Raw genomic sequence first — 19,395 nt, 5'->3', positions numbered from 1 at the left:
CGTGCCCGGCCGGCTCACGGGGTGCCCGCCTCGGCGCCCGCGGTCGCGGCCTCGTCCTCCGGCTCGACGCCCAGGTAGGCCGCCAGCACCGCCGGGTCGTGCCGCACCTCGTCCGGTGTGCCCAGCGCGATCCGGACGCCGTCCTCCAGCACGGCGACCCGGTCGGCGAGCGCGAGCACCGCCTCCACGTCGTGCTCGACCAGGACGATCGCCATGCCGCCGGCGCGCAGCCGGCGCAGCAACCGGGCCAGCTCGCGCCGCTCGGTGCCCGACAGGCCGGCCATCGGCTCGTCCAGCAGCAGCAGGTCGGGGTCCAGGGCCAGTGCCCGGGCGATCTCGACCAGCCGCTGCCGACCGAAGGGCAGGTCGACCGCCAGCCGGTCGGCGTCCTCCCCCAGCCCGAGCAGGTCCAGCAGTTCGCGTGCGGACTCCTCGACGGCGCGCTCCTCGCGCCGGGCCGGCAGCACCAGCGCGGCCCCGAGCATCCCGGAACGGCTGCGCAGGTGGCGGCCGACCATCACGTTCCCCAGCACCGTCGCCGAGGCGAAGATCTGCAGGTTCTGGAACGTGCGGGTGGCCCCGGCCCGGGCGAACACGTGCGGCTTGCGCCCCTCCACCCGGGTGCCGGCCATCGTGACCTCGCCCGCGGTCGGGGTCACCGCCCCGCTGATCATGTTGAAGGCGGTGGTCTTGCCGGCGCCGTTGGGCCCGATCAGCGCCACGATCTCCCCGGCCGCCACCGTGAGGTCGAAGTCGTCGACGGCGGTGACCCCGCCGAAGCGCTTGGTCAGCCCGCGCACCTCCAGCAACGGCGTGCCCGGGGCCGGCCGGCCCTCCCGCGCGAGCAGCGGGACGTCGTCGGCCACCGGCTCCAGGTGGATCTCCTCCTCGTCGTCGTCGGGCTCGGGCGCACTGCCGGCCATCCGTCGTCGGGCCCCGGTCCACAGCTGGTGCAGACCACCGGGCAGGAAGATCATGATCGTGGTGAGCAGGATGCCGAAGCCGATCAGCTGCACCTCACCGACCGCGCCGGGCAGCAGCTCCGGGATCAGCCGGCGCAGCCCGTCGTCCAGCCCCTCGACGGCGAAGGCCCCGACGACCGCGCCGTAGACGCTGCCCACCCCGCCGAGCACCGCCATCAGCAGGAACTTCACCGACAGCGGGAAGTTCGCCGCGTTCGGGTTGATCACCCCGAGCCAGTGGGCGAACGCCGTCCCGGCGACGCTGGCGTAGGCGGCCGAGAGCACGAAGACCTGCACCCGCAGCCGGAAGGTGTCCACGCCGAGGGACTCGGCGGCGACCTCGGAGTCGTTGACCGCGCCGAGCGCGCGGCCGATCCGGCTCTCCACGATGTTGCGGGCCAGCCACAGGCCGAGCAGCACGACCGGGACCAGCAGCAGGTAGTACTCGGTCGGTGAGTTGTACGTGCGGCCGTTCATCTCCGGCTTGGTGATGCCGAAGATGCCCGAGGTGGCGCCGAGGAAGTCGGACTCGGTGGCCAGCACGGTGACGATCACGCCGAAGCCGAGGGTGGCCAGGGCGAGGTAGTGGCCTCGCAGCCGCAGCAGCGGCAGCCCGACGAGCAGCGCCGCCGTCATCGTCACCGCCACCGCCAGCACCGAGGCCGGCAGCCCGCTCCACTCGTACTTGGTGACGAGCACCGCCTGCGTGTAGGCCCCGATCGCGAAGAAGCCGGCCTGCCCGAGGCTGACCTGGCCGGCCAGCCCCATCAGCAGCGACAGCCCGAGTGCGGCCAGGGCGTAGATGAGCGCGTAGACGCCGACGTTGATGACACTGGAGGAGGCGACGAGCGGGAGCGCCAGCATGAGCAGCGCGACGACGGCGATGCCGATGACGTCGCCGCGCCGGCTGCGGCGGCGGTGGGCCCCGATGCGGGGCAGTCGACGGGTCACGGGTCAGACCCTCGCTTCCGCGGTACGCCCGAAGATCCCGGCGGGCCGGGCGACGAGCACGATGATGAGCAGCAGGAAGGCCACCGCGTCCCGCAAGCCGGTGCTGATGTAGCCGGCGGTGAGCGTCTCGAGCACGCCCAGCAGGAGCCCACCGAGCACGGCTCCCCGCACCGAGATCAGCCCGCCCAGGGTGGCGGCGACGAAGCCCTTGAGCCCGAGGGTGAGCCCGGACTCCCAGGACGTGAAGTAGAGCGGGCTGGCCAGCACGCCGGCGATCGCCCCGACGGTCCCGGCGATCAGGAAGCTCAGCAGCGAGGCCTTGGTCAGCGAGATGCCGACGAGTCGGGCGGCCACCGGTTGCTCGGCGCAGGCGCGCAGCGACTTGCCGGCCAGGGTCCGCTCGTAGAACCAGTAGACCGCCAGCGAGACCACCCCGGCGATCAGCAGGATCCACAGCTCCTGGTAGCGGATGCTCACCCCACCCAGGGAGAACCCGCCGGGGGTCAGCGGCGTCAGCCCCTCCGCGTTCGGGCCGTAGACCAGCAGCATCAGGGCCTTGAGGCCGGTGGAGACACCCAGGGTGAGGATCAGCGACACCAGCGTCGTCATCCGCTTGACCGGGAAGATGACCAGCCGCTCCATGATCACGGCCACCAGGGCGACCGACACCACGGCGAGCACCACCGCGGCGAGCAGCGGGAGACCGCTGCCCACCGCGGAGATGGCCACCAGCCCGGCCAGGGCGGCGAACTCGCCCTGGGCCAGGTTGATGACCCCGCTGACGGTGAAGATCGCCACGAAGCCGATGGCGACGAGTGCGTAGACCGCACCCTGGCTGAGCCCGGCGAACAGCAGCTGCAGCAGGTCGGTCACCGACCCACCACCTCACCGCTGTCCGCAGGGCACCCGCCGACCGGCGGGACCGGGGGCAACAGCCCCCTGCACGACCTGGCGACGACGCTCACGGCGGGCGTCAGTCGCCCTGGTCCGGGACCAGCTGCCACTGACCGTTCTCCACGGTGACCAGCGCGAGGGCCTCCTTCGACAGCCCCGCGTGGTCCTCCGGGGTCATCGTGAAGACCCCGCTGATGCCGGTGAAGTCGGTGACGCTCTCCAGGTGGTCGCGGATGGCCTGGGGGTCGGTGCCCTCCTCGCTCAGGGCGTCGACGGCGAGCTGCCAGGCGTCGTAGGCGTGCCCGGAGAACGTGGAGGGCCCGGCCCCGTACTCAGCGGTGTAGTCCTCGATGAAGGAGGTGATGATCTCCTTCTGCGGGTCGTCCTCGGGCAGCTGCTCGGCGACGACGAGACGGCCCAGCGGTGCCACCATGCCCTCGGCAGCCTCCCCGGCGGTGTCCAGGAAGACCTGGTTGCCGATGCCGTGGCTCTGCATCACCGGCGTCTCGATGCCCAGCTGGTCGTACGCCCGCTGCGCCAGCCCGGCGGCCGGCGGGATGCCCCAGATGACGTTCACGTCGGCGCCGGCGTCGCGCAGGTTCACCATCTGCGCGGTGAAGTCGGTGGCGTCCGGGGCGAACTTCTCCGTGGCCACGACGGAGATGCCCTGCTCTGCACCGATCTCGTCGAACATCTCCTGCACGCCCTCGCCGAAGCCGGAGGCGTCCCGGGCCAGGCCGACGGTGCTCCAGCCCTGCTCGGCCATGTAGTCGATCATGCGCTCGATGACGACCCGGTCGTTCTGGGCGGTCTTGAAGACCCACTCCGAGTCCTCGACGATCGCCTGGTTCGCGGCCAGGGAGATCATCGGCGTCTCGGTGGACTCCGCGATCGGCCGCATCGCCAGGCTGGGGCCGGTGCGGCTGGCGCCGAGGACGATGTCGACCTCGTCCTCGTTGACCAGCTTGTTCATCGCCTTGGCGGCGCCGTCCTCGGTGGACTGGTTGTCCTCGATGATCAGCTCGACCTCGCGGCCGTCGATGCCACCCTCCTCCTCCAGCTGCCCGGCGAGCAGCTCGAGGGCCTGGCGCTCCGGCACGCCCAGCGACGCCCCGGCGCCGGTGATGTCCAGCACGGCGCCGATCTTGATCGGGCCCGTCTCGTCGGCGCTGGCGCCGCCACCGCCGCCACCGCCCTCCTCGGACTCGGCGCAAGCCGCCAGGCTGAGGGTCATCGCCGCCAGCACTGCGGCGGCACGCGTCGTCGCGGTCCTTCGTCCCATGAGGTCTCCTTTGACCGCAGCTCGGATATCGAGCGCTCCGTACGAAATCCGCCACAGGCTAGCCACCTTGTGGTGCCGATCACAAGCACCGGCGCCCCGAGGGCCCGACGGCGGCCAGGAGAGGACCAAGGACATCGGCAGCGATCGGCTCGACGCCGGACGATGGGCGAGGACGGCAGGCCCGCACACCGGCCTCAGCACGGACCCCGAGGAGGCCCGGTGGACACCCTGGACGACGACCGCGACGTGCAGCCCCTGGACGAGGCCGAGTGCCTGCGCCTCCTGGACACGGCACCGATCGGCAGGATCGCCTTCACCGAGGGTGCGCTGCCCGCCGTCCAGCCGGTCACCTTCACCCGGGGCGACCGGGAGATCTACGTCCCCACCCACCAGGGCAGCGCCGTGGCCGTGGCCAGCCGGGGCGCCGTGGTGGCGTTCGAGGTCGACGAGGTCGACGTCGGCGCCCGCACCGGCTGGAACGTCACCGTGGTGGGCCCGTCCCGGCTGATCACGGACCCGGCCGAGGTCCGGCGCCTCGACGGGCTCGGGATCGGCCCGTGGGTCCCCTCGGGCGCGCACTGCTACGTCGGGGTCCAGGTCCGGCTGGTGCGCGGCCGGTGGATCGGGCACCGCCCGGCGACGGCAGAGGGCACGCCGGGCCTGTCCTCTGCCGGGGCGGGGCTGCCAAGCTGAGGAGGATGAGCGAGCACGGAACGACACCGCGGTCCCCCAGCGCACCGCGCGGCACCGACGCCACCTCCCCGCTGGCGGCGATGCGGCTCACCGAGCTGCTCGAGGAGGTGCAGGACCGGCTGTCCACGGTGGCCCGCACCCAGGCCCGGGTGCAGGACCTCCTGGACGCCTTCCTCAGCGTCTCGGCCGGCCTGGACCTCGACACCACGCTCCGCCAGATCGTCGAGGCGGCCGCCCGGCTGGTCGACGCCGAGTACGGCGCCCTCGGCGTGCTGCGCCCGGAGGGCGGTCTGGGCCAGTTCATCACCGTCGGCATCGACGAGGAGACGCGCGCCCGGATGGGTCACCTGCCCGAGGGGAAGGGCGTGCTGGGCCAGCTGATCACCGACCCGCACGCGCTGCGCATCGTCGACCTCGGCGACCACCCGTCCTCGGTCGGCTTCCCACCCGGGCACCCCCCGATGCGCACCTTCCTCGGCGTGCCCGTGCTGGTCCGCGGCACGGTGTTCGGCAACCTCTACATGACCGAGAAGCACGGCGGCGGCCACTTCACCCACGAGGACCAGGCGGTGCTGGTGGCCCTCGCCGGAGCCGCCGGCATCGCGATCGACAACGCCCGGCTCTACGCGGAGGGCGAGGTCCGCCGGCGCTGGCTCACCGCGGTCGCCGACATCCGCTCCACGCTGCTGAGTGGGCTGGCACCGGAGCAGGCGCTGCAGCTGGTCGTCGACCGGGTCGCCGACCTGACCGCGGCCGACGGCGCCTGGCTGATGTCCGGCCCCGACCCGGTCGACGGCAGCTACGAGGTGCAGGCGCAGTCCGGCGGGGGGCTCACCGACGTCATCGGGCGCCGCGTGCACCTCGGGGAGCCGCCCACCCGGCAGCCGGCCGCCGGCCCGCGCAGGCTCACCCCCGTCGACCTGGCCGGCGTCCCGCTCGACGGTCCCGACGCCGCCCCCTGGGGCCCCGCGATCGGTGTGCCGTTGCCGAGCACCGACGCCCAGGCCGCGGTGGTGATCGCCGCCCGCCGCGGCGGCCGCCCCGGCTTCGACCCCACCATCGGGCCGTTGATCGGCGAGTTCGCCGACCAGGTGGCGCTCGCCCTCGACATGGCGGCCCGTCAGCAGGTCGCCCGGCGGCTGGACGTGTACGAGGACCGGGACCGGATCGCCCGCGACCTGCACGACCACGTCATCCAGCGGCTGTTCGCCGCCGGTCTCAGCCTGCAGGCGGCGGCCACCCGCGTGCCGGACGACGTCGTCGGGCAACGGCTGCGCCAGGTGGTCCACCAGCTCGACGAGACCGTCCGCGACATCCGCACCACGATCTTCGACCTGCACACCACCGACGGCGCCGACCACTCCGAGAGCCTGCGCCGGCAGGTGCTGGACATCGTGACCGAGACCGCCGGCGAGCACCTGGAGTCCACCGTCCGGATGTCCGGCGCGGTCGACAGCCTGGTGACCGGCGACCTGGCCGTCGACGTGGCCGCGGTCGTCCGCGAGGGGGTGAGCAACGCCGCCCGGCACGCCGGCGCCCGGCACGTCACGGTCACCCTGGACGTCGCCGACGCCGTCGTCGTCGAGGTCCGGGACGACGGCCGTGGCATCGACCCGACCGTGGCGTGCAGCGGCCTGCGCAACCTGGCCGAACGGGCCCGGCGGCGGGGCGGGGAGTCGGTGGTCCAGCCGCTGCCCGAGGGCGGCACGCTCGTCCGCTGGCACGCCCCGCTGCCCTGACCGTCACGACACCTGGCGCGCCCCCGGGTCAGCCGTGGGACGCCGCCGGGCCCGGGCGCCGGAGCTCGGTGGCCAGGATCGCGGCCTGGGTCCGCCGCTCCAGCCCCAGCTTGGCCAGCAGGTGGGACACGTAGTTCTTGATCGTCTTCTCGGCCAGGAACATCCGCTCGCCGATCTGCCGGTTGGTCAGCCCCTCCCCGATCAGCTCCAGCACCGTGCGCTCCTGGTCGCTGAGCTTGGCCAGCGGGCCGCTGGGCTCGGCGGCCCGGCGCATCCGCTGCATGACCGCGGCCGCCGCGGCCGGGTCGAGCAGCGACCCACCGCCGGCCACCGTGCGCACGGCACTGACCAGGTCCTGGCCCAGGATCTGCTTCAGCAGGTAGCCCGAGGCGCCGGCCATGATCGCCTCGAACAGCGCCTCGTCGTCGCTGTAGCTGGTCAGCATCACGGCCTTCAGGTCCGGCAGCCGCGACCGCAGTTCCCGGCAGACCGAGACGCCGTCACCGTCGGGCAGCCGCACGTCCAGGACGGCGACGTCCGGGCGCAGCGCCGGCACCCGGGCCAGCGCCTCGGCGGCGTTCTTCGCCTCACCGACGACCGTGATGCCCGGGTCGGTCTCCAGCACCTCGGCGACACCGCGCCGGACGATCTCGTGGTCGTCGAGCAGGAACACCCGGATGGGGCCGGACGCAGCGTCCGTGGTCACGCGGTACCTCGTGCTCTCCGCCGTGCCGTGGCGACACGGCTGGGTCGTCGTTGCCGGCGCGCTCCGACGCACGCCTCCGGCAGCGAATCTAGGCGGCCGGACCGAGGGCCGGTGCAGGACCAAGGTCCCGCCCCGCACCACTGCGCTGCCACCGCGCCCAGATGGCGACGCCATGTCGTGCGTGCCCCCGACGACCGGGTGGGTAGGGCAGCCCGCAGGAGATGCGGCAGCCGGCCGCCCCGCCGACGTGGAGGAGCAGAGATGACCGTCGTCACCCAGATGCTGGACACCCACCCGCAGGACCTCGCGGGCATCGACCGGGAGAAGCTGGTCGCCTGCATCGAGGCGTGCCTGGAGTGCGCGCAGGCCTGCACCGCGTGCGCCGACGCCTGTCTGGCCGAGGAGATGGTGACCGACCTGCGGGCCTGTATCCGGAACAACCTGGACTGCGCCGACGTCTGCGAGACCACCGGGCGGGTCCTGTCGCGGCGCACCCAGCCCGACGCCGATGTGGTCCGGGCCGTGCTCGAGGCCTGCGCGGCCGCCTGCAAGGCGTGCGGTGACGAGTGCAGCGGGCACGCCGAGATGCACGAGCACTGCCGGGTCTGCGCGGAGGCCTGCCGGCGGTGCGAGCAGGCCTGCCGCGAGCTGATCAGCTCCCTGGGCTGACCCGCCGGGCACGCCGCCGCGAACCGCCCGGGGGGTGGTACGCGGCGGTCCTGCTCGTCGGTGCGATCGAGAGGGTCATCGCCGGTTCACGCGTCGGCCAGCGGTGCACCGGCGGCCACGAGCTGGACATCGGTGGACGTCGGGGGCGCGACCTCCCGGACGGCCGCCGTCCGGGCGTGGCCGCGCTGCTCGCGGTGTTCGTAGAGATCCTGCCGGCTGGGCAGGGGGTGCCCGCCCCGACAGCACAGCGTGCCGACCTCGCCGACGAGCACCGGGCGCGGGCGTCCGGGCACCTCGAACCGGCCGGCGCGCTCGATCAGCCGGGTGTCGCACTCGGGGCAGTGGAGGTTGTGCAAGGACTGGATCCAGACGGAGACCATGCGCACACCCTGAGTGACCAGGCCGCCCGGCGGTAGAGCCCCGCCTGCGTGTCCGGGAAGCGTCACAGGATCGCAAAAGACGGCGGCGCCGGACCGGCTGCGGCGGTCAGGTCGCCCAGTCGCCCGCGGTGCCCTGCTCCGCCCCGGCCACGCCCTCGAACGCCGACCAGTCCCCGATCTTGCTGCGCGGGATGACGCTGAGCGTGCCGTCGCTCTCCAGCACCACGGCGGCGATGTCGGCCAGGTCACCGGAGCCGGTGGCGCGCACGGCCTGCCGGATCTCGCCGAGGGTCATCCGCTGCTCTCTCAGGGCCTGCGGCAGCGGCTGTCCCTCCCGGAACAGCAGCGTCGGCCGCGACGTCACGACGTTGCGCGCCCCGGACCGGTGCGCCGACACCCAGGCGACCAGCGCCTGGAGCCCGGCCAACAGGACCAGCGCCACCGCCCCCTCGGCCCAGGAGACGTCCGAGCTCATCAGGATGGTGGCCAGGGTCGAGCCGAGCGCCACCGTGACGACCAGGTCGTAGGCGTTCAGCTTGGCCAGCGTCCGCTTCCCGGAGAAGCGGAGGACGACGACGACGGTGACGTAGGCCGCCGCCCCCACCGCGAGGATCCGGCCCAGGTCGGCCCACGAGTCAAACCACATCGACGCGCTCTCCTCTGTTCTGCTCGCCCGCTCGCCCGCTCCCCTCCTGGCGCCGGGTCAGCAGGAACGCACCAGCTGCGTCCGGTGGGTCCCGCTCCCCGTAGCCAACGCGCTCCGGCGGGAAACGCACCGGCGACGACGAACGATCAGCCGACCTCGGCCGGCCAGCTCCCGGCCAGCGCCTGGCGGACCTTCTGCCGCCACGCCCGGGTCTCGGACTCGGTGATCCCGGTGGAGGCCAGCGCCTGATCGGCGACCGCGTCGACGTAGCGGCACACCAGGTCGTCGACGGAGCGGCCCTGCGCACGCCAGGCGAACTCTCGCAGCAGCCCCGCCAGCCGGCGGAGCACGGTGGGCTGCCCCTCGGCGAACTGCAGCGGCTCCTCGATCGTCAGCTGCAGCAGCTCCGGCAGCTCCCACGGCGGCACGACCAGCCGGACCCGCTGCTCCTCGTCGCGGCAGGCGCGGGGCTCCACAGGGCACTCGGCGAACCGCCCGAGCATCGCGGAGGCGTGCGAGAGGGCGTGCACCGCCGTCGTCGGGTCGTTGGTGCCCGGGGACAGCGCGCGGACGCAGATGTCCACGACCTTGCGCAGCCCGTAGGCGAGGTCCCGGTCGGGAGTCCGCTCGTAGTGCAGCTGGAAGCTCGAGTCCAGCGCCTCCTCCAGCGTCTCGGTGTCCGGGCTGCCGCCGGGCGCGAGCGACCGGGCGTGGGCCACCGGCGTCCCCTCGACGACGGAGTCGCCGATCCGCACGGCCAGGGTGACGACCACGCCGGCCTCGCGCGCGGCGGCGACGGCCGCCCGCTCGTCCACCCCGACGAGGAAGCCGCTGGACCGGGCCACCAGCGGCACCGGCGGCCCGGCGGCGTGGTGCCCCACCGTGTCGCGGGCCCCACCGTCCGGCTCGTCGAGCTCCCGCGCGACGGTCTGGGTGGCCTCGTCGTGGACGTCGCGCAACATCGTCTCCACCCGCAGCAGCCGCGAGAGGTGCCCCAGGAAGAGGACGAGCGCCAGCACGCTGCCCAGCGCCAGCAGGTAGGCCACCGTGATCGACAGCCGCGGCACGAAGGCGCTCTCGTCTTCCGTGGCGCTCTCGGTGCGCACCGTCCGCAGCACGGTGAGCGCGTAGACGAAGGTGAGCACGAGCTGGGCCAGGGTCAGCTGCACCGTGCGGTCGGTGGAGAACGTCTGGAGCAGCCGGGGCGTGAACTGGCTGCTGCTCAGCTGCAGCGCGACGACGGTGAGCGAGAAGGTCACGCCCGTGACCGAGATCAGCGAGCCGGCGATCGCGGCCAGCAGGTCGCGCGCCGCGGACGCCCCGCCGCCGAAGGCGAAGGTCAGCGGGTGCTCGCGGGTGGCCCAGTGCTGGTCCAGCTCCGGCAGCAGGACGCCGAGGGCGACGGCCAGCATCACACCCAGCGCCGGGATCGGCCACAGGCTGCCCCGGACCATGCCGACCAGCCGGCTCAGCAGCCCGCCGCGGTGGGAGTCGGGATTGGACATGCCGGGAGTGTCGCCCACCGGCCTGTGCCGCGGCGGTGCGGCGGGCCGGTCAGCCCTCCGTCGGGTGAGCCGGGTCCTCCAGCTGCATGACCCGCCACAGACCGGTGCGGTGCAAGAGGTCCTCGGTGCGCCGGTTCACCCCGCGCAGGACCACGGCGCCGCCACGGGCCCGGCAGGTGCGGTGTGCCCACAGGAAACTGGCCACCGCGGTGCTGGAGAGCTGCCGGACGTCGCTGAGGTCCACCACCAGCCGGCGTGCGCCGGACAGCAGGGCGTCGTGCAGCAGCCAGCGCAGGTCCGCCAGCCCGTCCGCGAGCAGCTCGTCGGACAGGTGCACGACCACCTGCCCGTCCCGGCCGGGCCGGGCCGGGACCGCCGATGTCACGGGGGCGGCCTGGTCGGCCTCCGTGCCCGTCGGTGGACGGTGGACGGCGGTGACGGTCATCGGCAGTGCTCCCCGCGGCTCTGCGTGGTCGGGTGGACCCCTCCGAGGATGGGTGCCGCACCTTGCGATCCCTCGCTCGTTGGTTTGCGATCCTGTGACGGCTGGACGACCGGCGCGGAGGGCGCAGCGGAGCGATGGCAGCATGGGCCGCGTGTCGCCGCGTCTGCTGCTGGTCGAGGACGACGACCACATCCGCATGCCCCTGCGCTGGGCCCTCGAGGACGAGGGCTACGAGGTCGCCGAGGCCGCCAGCGGTGAGGACGCCTGCCGGCAGGTGGCGATCGCCGCACCCGACCTGATGATCGTCGACCTGATGCTGGGGGCCATGGACGGCTACGCCGTCATCCGGGAGGTCCGCCGCGCCAACGACCTGCCGATCGTCGTGGTCAGCGCCCGGGCCGACACCCACGACATCGTCGCCGCGCTCGAGGCCGGCGCCGACGACTACGTGACCAAGCCGTTCCAGGTCAAGGAGATCACCGCCCGGCTGCGCGCCCTGCGTCGCCGGGTCGGCGCGAGCTCCGGCGGCGACGAGCGACCGCAGGAACTCGTCCTCGACGGCGACCCGGCGGCGCCGCTGGTGCTCCGGCCCGACCGGGGCACCGTGCACCGCGGCACCGACCAGCTGCACCTGACCCTCACGGAGTTCCGGTTGCTGTGCGAGCTCGCCGCCTCCCCCGGCCGCGTGCTCAGCCGGCAGGCGCTGCTGGAGCGGGTCTGGGAGCACGGCTTCTTCGGCGACGAGCGGCTCGTGGACGTGCACGTGCGCCGGCTGCGCACCAAGGTCGAGCGGGACCCGGGCGCCCCGACGCTGGTGGTGACCGTGCGGGGCCTGGGCTACCGGCTGGATCCTCAGTGAGGCTGGCGCTCGCGCCGAGACGGCTGCGGGCGCGCATCGTGCTCGCCTTCGCCGTCGGCGCGCTGCTCGTCTCCGCCGTCCTGGTGACCACCACCTTCGGGCTCGCCCGGAGCTACCTGCTGGACCAGCGGGAGAGCGCCGCCACCCGGCAGGCGTTCACCGACGCGAACGTCCTGGCCAGCCGGCTCTCCACGGCGGGCAGCGAGGTCGGCGAGGAGCTCGACGACCTGGTGCCCTCCGGTGGCGCGGACGTCGTGGTGCGCAGTGACGGCGCCTGGTACTCCTCCCGGTTGGACGTCGGCGCCCGCGACGTCCCGGGCGCGCTGCAGGAGCTGGTGGCCTCCGGCCAGGCCGGCACCGCCCGGGTCAGCAGCCCGACCGGCCCGCACCTGGTGATCGGCATCCCGATCGCCGCGGCGGGCGTCGAGTTCTACGAGGTCGCCCCGCTGGTCGAGCTGCAGACCGCGCTGCGCACGCTGGCCGCGGTGCTCGGCGCCGGTGCGCTGACCGCCACCCTCGCCGGCGCGCTGTTCGGGTCCTGGGCGAGCCGGCGCGTCGTCCAGCCGCTGGAGCAGGTGGCCGGGGCCGCGACCCGGATCGCCGGGGGCGAGCTGGACATCCGGCTGCCGCCCACCGAGGACCCCGACCTGCTGGCGATCGTCGCGAGCTTCAACAGCATGGTTGACGCGCTCGCCTCCCGGATCGAGCGGGACACCCGGTTCGTCGGCGACGTCAGCCACGAGCTGCGCAGTCCGCTGACCAGCCTGGTCACCAGTGTCGAGGTGCTGGGCGCCCGCCGTGAGGAGCTCTCGCCCCGCGGCCAGCAGGCGCTGGCGCTCATCCAGGGCGAGCTCGGCCGGTTCCGCCGGATGCTCGACGACCTGCTGGAGCTGGCCCGGGTGGACGGCGATCCCGTGACGGCGGTGGGCGAGCCCGTCTCGCTGGCCGCGCTGGTCCGCGAGGTTCTGGCCCACCGCGGCGGCCCGGAGGTGCTGCTCTCCGCCGACCCCGACGAGGAGACGGTCGTGCAGGGCGACAAGAACCGGCTGGAGCGGGCGGTGACCAACCTGCTCGACAACGCCGACCGGCACGCGACCGGGGCCGCGGCGGTGCGGGTGGAACGCCGGGAGGGCTCGGTGGTCGTGATGGTCGACGACGCCGGTCCCGGCGTCCCCCTCGTCGAGCGGGAGCGGGTGTTCGAGCGGTTCGCCCGGGGCCCGCGGGCCGCCCGCGGGTCGCTGCCCGGCGCCGGCCTGGGGCTGGCGATCGTGGAGGAGACCGCGACCGGGCACGGCGGCGGTGCCTGGTGTTCCGAGAGCCCGTTCGGCGGGGCGCGCTTCACCCTCTCCCTCCCCGGCGCACCGCGGTGAGCCGGCTCCACGCGAGGCGCTGGACCGGGGGGCTGGTGCTGTCCGCTGCCCTCGCCGGCTGCGGCGTCCCGACCGGCGGCGCACCCGAGCCGATCCCCACCTCCCAGGTGCCCTACGACCTCGGGTCCCCCAGCCCGACCGCCACCGGGGCCCCCTCCGCCGCCGCACGCCTGGACGAGCCGCGCGTCTACCTGGTGGCCGAGGACGGCGCCCTCGTCCCCCGCGGCCGGTCGCTGCGCTCCGATGCGCTGATCGACCAGCTCGACCAGCTGCTCGACGACCTGGCGACCGGCCCGACGGCCAGCGAGCTGACCGACCGGCTGTCCACCGCGCTGCGGCCGGAGACGTCACTGGCGGTGGACGAGCTGTCCGACGGGACGGTGACGATCGACCTGGGCGGGGCCGCCGAGGCACCGGCGGGTCAGGAGAGCCGCCGCGCGGTCGCCCAGATCGTGTTGACCGCCACCAGCCTCCCGGAGGTGGAGGCGGTGCTGCTCACCCGGGCCGGGCAGCCGGTGGAGGCACCACTGCCCTCGGGCGAGCTGACGTCGCAGCCCCTCTCGGCCGCCGACTACGAGCAGCTGCTGACCGCCTCCGCCTCGCCGACGTCCTGACCGCGCAGCGGCGTCACAGCTGCGGCCGGACACCGGCCTCCTCCGCCAGGGAGCCCGGCCCGAGCGGTCCCTCGCCGTCCATCGCGGCCCGGCCCGGGCCGCGCCGCCCGACCGGCAGCACCGTGTTCTCCTGCGCGCCCTCGAGCTCCAGGGCCAGCGCGGTGTAGAAGGCGACCACGGCCAGCGCGATCCCGACCCAGCCGGCCACCGCCTTCCAGTCCGCGGAGGCGGTCATCTCGTAGACCCCCGTCGTGACGAACCGGCTGCCCGCGACGACCATCACCAGCGCGGGCATCACCTTGCTGCTGATCGCCGCCGCAGCCGGCACCGTCATCGCGATGCCGGCGACCACCAGCAGCACACCGAGCCCGGGGCTGGTCCCGCCTGCCGGGAGGGTGAGCGTGGCGACCCCGGCCACCGCCCAGGTGCCGCTGAGGATCCCCATCCCGGTCGCCGCGACCGGGTCCCGGGTGAGGAACCCGAACACCGCGGCCAGGAACTGCAACGGGACCGTCGCGGCCAGGGCGGTGATCGCCGCGATCCTGGCCTGGTCCGGTGAGACCCAGCCGAGTTGGGCGGCGCTGAACACCGTCGTGGCCAGCGCCAACGCCAGGAAGCCCAGCGGCAGGGGGGTGGCCAGGGGACGAAGGACGACCCGAGCCGCCGGACCTCCCTCCGCCATCAGCTCACCAGCACCTGGGTCGACGACGCCTTCAACTTGCCGTTCGCCCAGCGCATCTGCCGGAGGGTCTCCGGGTGGCAGCGCTGCGCCAGCTCCAGGAGCTTCTTCTGCTTGGCTCCCTGGGCGGCCTGGGCGAGCAGCTCCCAGTCCAGCGAGACGCCGGCCGCCTCGCGGTGGATGTGCCGCAGGTCGGCGAGCATGAGCATCCCCGGCTCGGGCCGGCGCCCCACGGCCTCGGCCGCCTTCTGCCGCAGGCCGGCCAGCATGCCCGGGTCGTCCTCGGGTTCCGCGTCGAGTTCGACCCCGTAGTCGGCGCCGATCGCGGCGAGCGCCTGCACGTGGTCCTGCGACCACCGGGCGATGTCGCGTGCGACGTAGAAGACCTCGTGGTCGGTCTTGTGCCGGTCGGAGGCGGCCAGCAGCGCCCGCGCCAGGTGGTTCTCCGAACGGTGCAGTTCCTCGATGGCCAGTCCGAGCTTCATCGCGTGCCTCCGGAAACGGTCGTGAGCTCTTCGGTGGCCGAGGCGGCAGGGCCGCCCACCGTCGGCGGGACGTCCCCGCTGACCGGCCGGGACGCGGTGGTGGTGGGCGCGGCCGACGGCTGCCCGGTGCTCTTCTCCAGGCGCTCCACCCGGGCGGCGGCGGTCTTGAAGATCGGCTGCTTGGACGCCGGGTCCCAGTCGGTGAGCGTCAGCTCGTTGGCCGCCCGGCCCCGCTTCCCGTCTGGTTCGTGGCCCGAGGGCTCGTCCCAGTACCCGTAGTGGAACGGCAGGAAGGCCACGCCAGGACGGATCCCGCTGATCCGCAGCCGGGCCTCCACCCGGCCCCGGGGGGTGCTGATCTCCAGCAGGTCGCCCTCGGTGAAGCCACGGTCGGCGGCGTCACTGGCCGACAGCTCCACCCACACCTCCGGTGCTGCCTTCTGCAGCTGCGGCGCCCGGGCGGTCTTCGTCCGGGTGTGGAAGTGGTAGAGCGTGCGGCCGGTGATCAGCTGGAAGGGGAAGTCCTGGCTGACGACCTCGTGCGGCGGGAGGTACTCGACCGCCTTCAGGACCGCCTTGCCGGTGGGGTTCAGCGCCTTGTACTCGACCGGTGACACCGGCGCGCCGGTCACCAGGTCCCGGCCGTAGCTCTCGCAGTAGTCGGGCGCTGACCAGAACTGACCGTCGACGTAGATGTGCTCGGTTCCGTCGGGGTTCTCCTCGTTGCACGGCCACTGGATGCCGCTGCCCCCGCGCAGCTTCTCGTAGCTCAGGCCGGTGTAGTCGCAGGGCCGCCCGCGGGTGCACTCCTTCCAGCCCTCGAAGGCCTCCTCGGGCGTCGACCACTTCACCAGTGGCTGGCCGTCCTTGTCCTGCAGGTCCATGCGACGCGAGAAGTCGATGAAGATGTCCAGGTCGGGTCGGGCCTCCCCCGGGGGCTCGACCGCCTTGTCCGAGATGTGCACGGTGCGGTCGACGTTGGTGAACGTGCCGGTCTTCTCCCCCCAGGTGGCCGCCGGCAGCACGACGTCGGCGAGCTGCGCCGTCTCGGACAGGAAGATGTCCTGCACCACGAGGAACAGCCGTTCCTGGGCGAGGACCTCCCGGATCCGGCCCAGCTCGGGCAGGGAGACCGCCGGGTTGGTGGCCTGCACCCACATGAACCTGATGGAGCCCTCTTCGGCGTACCGGAACATCTCCATGGCGTGCGTGGGCGGCGACCAGTGCGGGATCTGCATCGGGTCGAGGTTCCAGACCTTCGCGAGGTCCTTCACGTGCTGCTCGTTGGACCAGTTGCGGAAGGCGGGCAGGTCGCCGTCGGCGCCGCACTCGCGGGTGTTCTGCGCGGTGGGCTGGCCGTTCATCTGCAGCAGCCCGCAGCCGGGCTTGCCGAGCATGCCGCGGATGATGTGCAGGTTGTTGACCTGCACGGCGGCCGCGGTGGCCTGGTGCGACTGGTAGAAGCCCTGCAGGACGCTGGACATCAGCCGCTCGGCGGTGCCGACGATGCGGGCCGCCTCCCGGATCTGCTCGACCGGGACGTCGCAGATCTGCGCGGCGAGCTCCGGCGGGTAGTCGGCCACCCGCTGCTGCAGCTCGGCGAACCCGACGGCGTGCGCCTGCACGTACTCCTCGTCGACCCAGCCGTTGGCGATCACCTCGTGCAGCAGGGCGTTCATCAGCATGACGTTGGTGCCCGGGCGCGGGGCGAGGTGCACCGTCGCCGCCCGGGCGACGGGGGTCTCCCGCGGGTCCACGCAGATGACCTGGGGCGGGTTGGGGCCGGCCAGCCGGTCCAGGACCCGGGTCCACAGCACGGTCTGCGTCTCGGCCATGTTGTGCCCGAAGAGCGCGATCACGTCGGCGTGGTCGATGTCGGTGTAGGAACCGGGCTGCCCGTCGCAGCCGAAGGACTCCTTGAGCGCCGCGGCCGCGGTCGCCGTGCACAGCCGGGTGTTGCCGTCGACGTGATTGGTGCCGATGCCGCCGTGGGCGATCAGCCCGAGGGTGTAGTACTCCTCCAGGAACAGCTGCCCGGTGGTGTAGAAGCTGATCGCGCTGGGGCCCTGCTCGGCCAGCAGCTCCTTGGCCCGGCCGGCGACCGCGTCCATCGCGGTGTCCCAGTCGGTCTCCACCAGCTCCCCGTTGCGCCGGATCAGCGGCTTCGTCAACCGGTCCGGCGACTTGTTCGCCTGCCAGCCGAAGAGGTCCTTGGGCCCGAGCCGGCCGTGGTTGACCCGGTCCTCGGCGCGGCCCCGGACGCCGACGATCTCGCCGTCCTTGACGGCGATGTCCAGGCCGTCGCCGTTGGAGTGCAGGATCGTCGCCGACTGGACCCAGCGGTCCACGTCCTCGGCGGCCACCCCGTCGGTCAGGTGGGTGTCGACCCGGGTGGGCCAGTCCTCCCCCGGTCCGTACGGCGTCCGGGTGCCCCACGGTTCTGCGATGCGGTCGATCTGCATGCCATGTCTCCCGATCGAGTCAGCCCTCTGCGGTGCTCGTCGTCCGGTCCTGACCGATCTGCGGCAAGCGGCCCCCGGTGGGGTGCCGACGCCACGGTCGGACTCGGACGACGTCCGCGCGCCACTGCTCAGCGCGTCCTGCCCGTGCTCCACCCCGAGGGGCGGCCCAGGCAGCTCCGGACCTCACCCTCACAGGGTGGTTGCACTCTCGCAACCGATCGCTGACCGGGCCCGGACGGCCCGCTGATCAGCGGCGCAGCAGCCGCGCGAGCCGGCGCACGGCGAGTGCGCCGGCCCCGGCGCCGGCGACCCAGGGACCGGCCACCAGCACCGGGTCGAGCACCTGGTGACGCCGGTCCGAGCGGCCGGTCCGCGAGCGCAGGCCACCGTGCGTCCGCTCGGTGCGCACCCCCGTCTCGGTGACCGGCTGGTCCGGGTGGCCGGTGACCAGCGACCGGAGGTGGCTCTCCCAGGCGTCGACCCGGTCACCGGCGATGAGCAGCAGCCAGTGCGCCAGCCGCCCCTCGCCGAACCGGTCGTAGGCCAGCCGCCGGATCGACCCGGACAGGCCGTGCAGCGGCTGGGCGGTGCCGAACACCGGGGTGACGAAGGCGTGCTCGATCGAGCGTTCCCGCCCCGCGGACCCGGGCTGCCGGTCGGGGAAGTGCCAGTGCGCACCCGTGTCGGCGGGGTACTGGAGCTTCGGGTGGGACGGCCGGTCGGCGGGGTCGAGGTCGGCCCCCCACCCGGGGATGCGGGCCCGCAGCTCCTCCCGGCTGGGCGGTGCGGTGCGCTTGTCGCGGACGTAGGCGCTGGGGACGTCGGGCTCGGTCATGGTGGTCCCTCCCTCAGTTCGCGCCCGGCACGACGAGCGGCTTGATGCAGCCGTCGAGCTTGGCGGAGAAGACGTGGTACGCCTCGGCGATGTCCTCCAGCGGGAACCGGTGGGTGACCATCTGCCGCGGGGTCAGGTGACCGTTGCGGACGTGCTCGAACATCCGCGGCCACTGCCGCTTCACCGGCGTCTGGTTCATCCGCAGGGTCAGGCCCTTGTTCATCGCGTCGCCGAACTTCACCGCGTTGGGCACCGGGCCGTAGGCGCCCACCACCGAGACCGTGCCGCCCTTGCGCGCGGCGTCGATCGCCCAGTTCAGCGCGGTCGCCGACCCGCCCTGCAGCTTGAGCTTCGGCCCGGTGAGCTGCTGGGCGAGGTTGCCGTCGGCCTCCGCGCCGACCGCCTCGATCACCACGTCGGCGCCCAGGAAGTCGGTCTGCTTCTTCAGCTCCACCACCACGTCGTCGTGCTCGTCGTAGTCGAGGGTCTCCGCGTACGCCATCTCCCGGGCCTTCGCCAACCGCTCGGCGAGGTGGTCGACGACGATCACCCGACCGGCGCCCATCAGCCAGGACGACTGCGCGGCGATCAGCCCGACCGGCCCCGCGCCCAGGACCACGACCGTGTCGCCCTCGGCGATCTCGCCGAGCTGTGCCCCGAAGTACCCGGTCGCGGCCGCGTCGGTGAGCAGCACGGCGTCCTCGTCGTGCATCCAGTCGGGGATCTTCACCGGCCCGACGTCGGCGAAGGGCACCCGCACGTACTCGGCCTGCCCGCCGTCGTACCCGCCGGTGGTGTGCGAGTAGCCGTAGATGCCGCCGACCGCCGTGGCGTTGGGGTTGACGTTGTGGCAGTTGGAGTACAGGCCGCGGGCGCAGAACCAGCAGGAGCCGCAGAAGATGTTGAACGGCACCATCACCCGGTCACCGACCTGCAGGTGCTGGACCGACGGGCCCACCTCGTCGACGACGCCGATGAACTCGTGGCCGAAGGTGTGCCCGATCCGGGTGTCCGGCATCAGCCCGTGGTAGAGGTGCAGGTCAGAGCCGCAGATCGCGGCCAGCGTCACCCGGACGATCGCGTCGTTGGGGTGCTCGACCCGGGGCCGGTCCTTCTCCTCGACCCGCAGTTTGTACGGGCCTCGGTACGTCATCGCGCGCATGGTGCCTCCTGGAGCGGCTCGTCCGCCCGTGGTGCCCCGCGCGTGGCGCCGGCAATC

Annotated in this window: 19 protein-coding genes; 6 read left to right on the top strand and 13 right to left on the bottom strand. The window is 73.4% G+C overall.

What is annotated here, in order from left to right; translation table 11 throughout:
- Positions 1-14: 14 nt before the first annotated feature.
- The 3 genes from O2W20_RS08205 to O2W20_RS08195 all read right to left on the bottom strand — a co-directional run bounded on the left by O2W20_RS08205 (position 15) and on the right by O2W20_RS08195 (position 4,089).
- Positions 15-1,913 carry a branched-chain amino acid ABC transporter ATP-binding protein/permease gene (locus tag O2W20_RS08205; RefSeq protein WP_269173127.1) on the bottom strand — a complete coding sequence of 633 codons (1,899 nt, stop codon included), beginning with the start codon at positions 1,911-1,913 and terminating at the stop codon, positions 15-17.
- 3 nt (positions 1,914-1,916) lie between these two features.
- Positions 1,917-2,786 (bottom strand): branched-chain amino acid ABC transporter permease, encoded by an 870-nt coding sequence (locus tag O2W20_RS08200; RefSeq protein ID WP_269173128.1) that lies wholly within the window; start codon positions 2,784-2,786, stop codon positions 1,917-1,919.
- Positions 2,787-2,886: 100 nt separating this feature from the next.
- Positions 2,887-4,089: an ABC transporter substrate-binding protein gene (locus O2W20_RS08195; protein WP_269173129.1), complete on the bottom strand. Its 1,203-nt coding sequence runs from the start codon at positions 4,087-4,089 to the stop codon at positions 2,887-2,889.
- Between the two features lie 219 nt (positions 4,090-4,308).
- On the opposite strand from O2W20_RS08195, the gene O2W20_RS08190 reads away from it, so the two are divergent.
- Both O2W20_RS08190 and O2W20_RS08185 read left to right on the top strand, forming a co-directional pair.
- Entirely contained in the window at positions 4,309-4,782 is a 474-nt protein-coding gene (locus O2W20_RS08190) for a pyridoxamine 5'-phosphate oxidase family protein (RefSeq protein ID WP_269173130.1), read from the top strand.
- A gap of 5 nt (positions 4,783-4,787) precedes the next feature.
- A complete protein-coding gene (locus O2W20_RS08185) occupies positions 4,788-6,521 on the top strand; it encodes a sensor histidine kinase (protein WP_269173131.1) in 1,734 nt (577 codons plus the stop codon).
- 28 nt (positions 6,522-6,549) lie between these two features.
- Here O2W20_RS08185 and O2W20_RS08180 read toward each other — a convergent pair whose 3' ends face one another.
- Positions 6,550-7,227 (bottom strand): response regulator, encoded by a 678-nt coding sequence (locus tag O2W20_RS08180; protein WP_269173132.1) that lies wholly within the window; start codon positions 7,225-7,227, stop codon positions 6,550-6,552.
- A gap of 261 nt (positions 7,228-7,488) precedes the next feature.
- Between O2W20_RS08180 and O2W20_RS08175 the strand changes: the two genes are divergently transcribed.
- Positions 7,489-7,896 (top strand): four-helix bundle copper-binding protein, encoded by a 408-nt coding sequence (locus O2W20_RS08175; RefSeq protein ID WP_269173133.1) that lies wholly within the window; start codon positions 7,489-7,491, stop codon positions 7,894-7,896.
- A gap of 86 nt (positions 7,897-7,982) precedes the next feature.
- Here the strand turns inward: O2W20_RS08175 and O2W20_RS08170 are convergent, their stop codons facing one another.
- From O2W20_RS08170 to O2W20_RS08155, 4 genes are all read right to left on the bottom strand, one after another.
- On the bottom strand, positions 7,983-8,276 hold the full coding sequence (locus O2W20_RS08170; protein ID WP_269173134.1) for a hypothetical protein: 294 nt from the start codon (positions 8,274-8,276) through the stop codon (positions 7,983-7,985).
- A gap of 106 nt (positions 8,277-8,382) precedes the next feature.
- Entirely contained in the window at positions 8,383-8,922 is a 540-nt protein-coding gene (locus O2W20_RS08165; protein WP_269173135.1) for a DUF421 domain-containing protein, read from the bottom strand.
- Between the two features lie 146 nt (positions 8,923-9,068).
- Positions 9,069-10,427 (bottom strand): DUF2254 domain-containing protein, encoded by a 1,359-nt coding sequence (locus O2W20_RS08160; RefSeq protein ID WP_269173136.1) that lies wholly within the window; start codon positions 10,425-10,427, stop codon positions 9,069-9,071.
- 49 nt (positions 10,428-10,476) lie between these two features.
- Complete coding sequence (locus tag O2W20_RS08155; protein ID WP_269173137.1) at positions 10,477-10,872, bottom strand: STAS domain-containing protein; 396 nt, start codon at positions 10,870-10,872, stop codon at positions 10,477-10,479.
- A 142-nt stretch (positions 10,873-11,014) separates the two neighbouring features.
- On the opposite strand from O2W20_RS08155, the gene O2W20_RS08150 reads away from it, so the two are divergent.
- Genes O2W20_RS08150 through O2W20_RS08140 form a run of 3 tightly spaced genes read left to right on the top strand, consistent with a single transcriptional unit; the run spans position 11,015 to position 13,715 of the window.
- The gene (locus O2W20_RS08150; RefSeq protein ID WP_269173138.1) at positions 11,015-11,731 is read left to right on the top strand and encodes a response regulator transcription factor; all 717 of its coding nucleotides are present in this window, start codon (positions 11,015-11,017) and stop codon (positions 11,729-11,731) included.
- The gene (locus tag O2W20_RS08145) at positions 11,728-13,101 is read left to right on the top strand and encodes a sensor histidine kinase (protein ID WP_269173139.1); all 1,374 of its coding nucleotides are present in this window, start codon (positions 11,728-11,730) and stop codon (positions 13,099-13,101) included. Before O2W20_RS08150 ends, O2W20_RS08145 begins: the two co-directional genes overlap by 4 nt.
- A gap of 35 nt (positions 13,102-13,136) precedes the next feature.
- A complete protein-coding gene (locus tag O2W20_RS08140) occupies positions 13,137-13,715 on the top strand; it encodes a GerMN domain-containing protein (RefSeq protein WP_269185492.1) in 579 nt (192 codons plus the stop codon).
- A gap of 13 nt (positions 13,716-13,728) precedes the next feature.
- Here O2W20_RS08140 and O2W20_RS08135 read toward each other — a convergent pair whose 3' ends face one another.
- From O2W20_RS08135 to O2W20_RS08115, 5 genes are all read right to left on the bottom strand, one after another.
- A complete protein-coding gene (locus O2W20_RS08135; RefSeq protein ID WP_269173141.1) occupies positions 13,729-14,397 on the bottom strand; it encodes a GPR1/FUN34/YaaH family transporter in 669 nt (222 codons plus the stop codon).
- On the bottom strand, positions 14,397-14,879 hold the full coding sequence (locus tag O2W20_RS08130) for a hypothetical protein (RefSeq protein WP_269173142.1): 483 nt from the start codon (positions 14,877-14,879) through the stop codon (positions 14,397-14,399). Before O2W20_RS08130 ends, O2W20_RS08135 begins: the two co-directional genes overlap by 1 nt.
- The gene (locus tag O2W20_RS08125; RefSeq protein WP_269173143.1) at positions 14,876-17,341 is read right to left on the bottom strand and encodes a molybdopterin oxidoreductase family protein; all 2,466 of its coding nucleotides are present in this window, start codon (positions 17,339-17,341) and stop codon (positions 14,876-14,878) included. Before O2W20_RS08125 ends, O2W20_RS08130 begins: the two co-directional genes overlap by 4 nt.
- Before the next feature lie 247 nt (positions 17,342-17,588).
- Positions 17,589-18,176: a hypothetical protein gene (locus tag O2W20_RS08120; protein WP_269173144.1), complete on the bottom strand. Its 588-nt coding sequence runs from the start codon at positions 18,174-18,176 to the stop codon at positions 17,589-17,591.
- Between the two features lie 13 nt (positions 18,177-18,189).
- Complete coding sequence (locus O2W20_RS08115; protein WP_269173145.1) at positions 18,190-19,329, bottom strand: zinc-dependent alcohol dehydrogenase; 1,140 nt, start codon at positions 19,327-19,329, stop codon at positions 18,190-18,192.
- Between the last annotated feature and the right edge of the window lie 66 nt (positions 19,330-19,395).

The sequence above is a fragment of the Modestobacter sp. VKM Ac-2982 genome, from assembly GCF_026967935.1.
Classification (GTDB): domain Bacteria; phylum Actinomycetota; class Actinomycetes; order Mycobacteriales; family Geodermatophilaceae; genus Modestobacter.
Note: the sequence above shows the minus strand (reverse complement) of the source record. Positions and strands in the feature narration are given on the sequence as shown.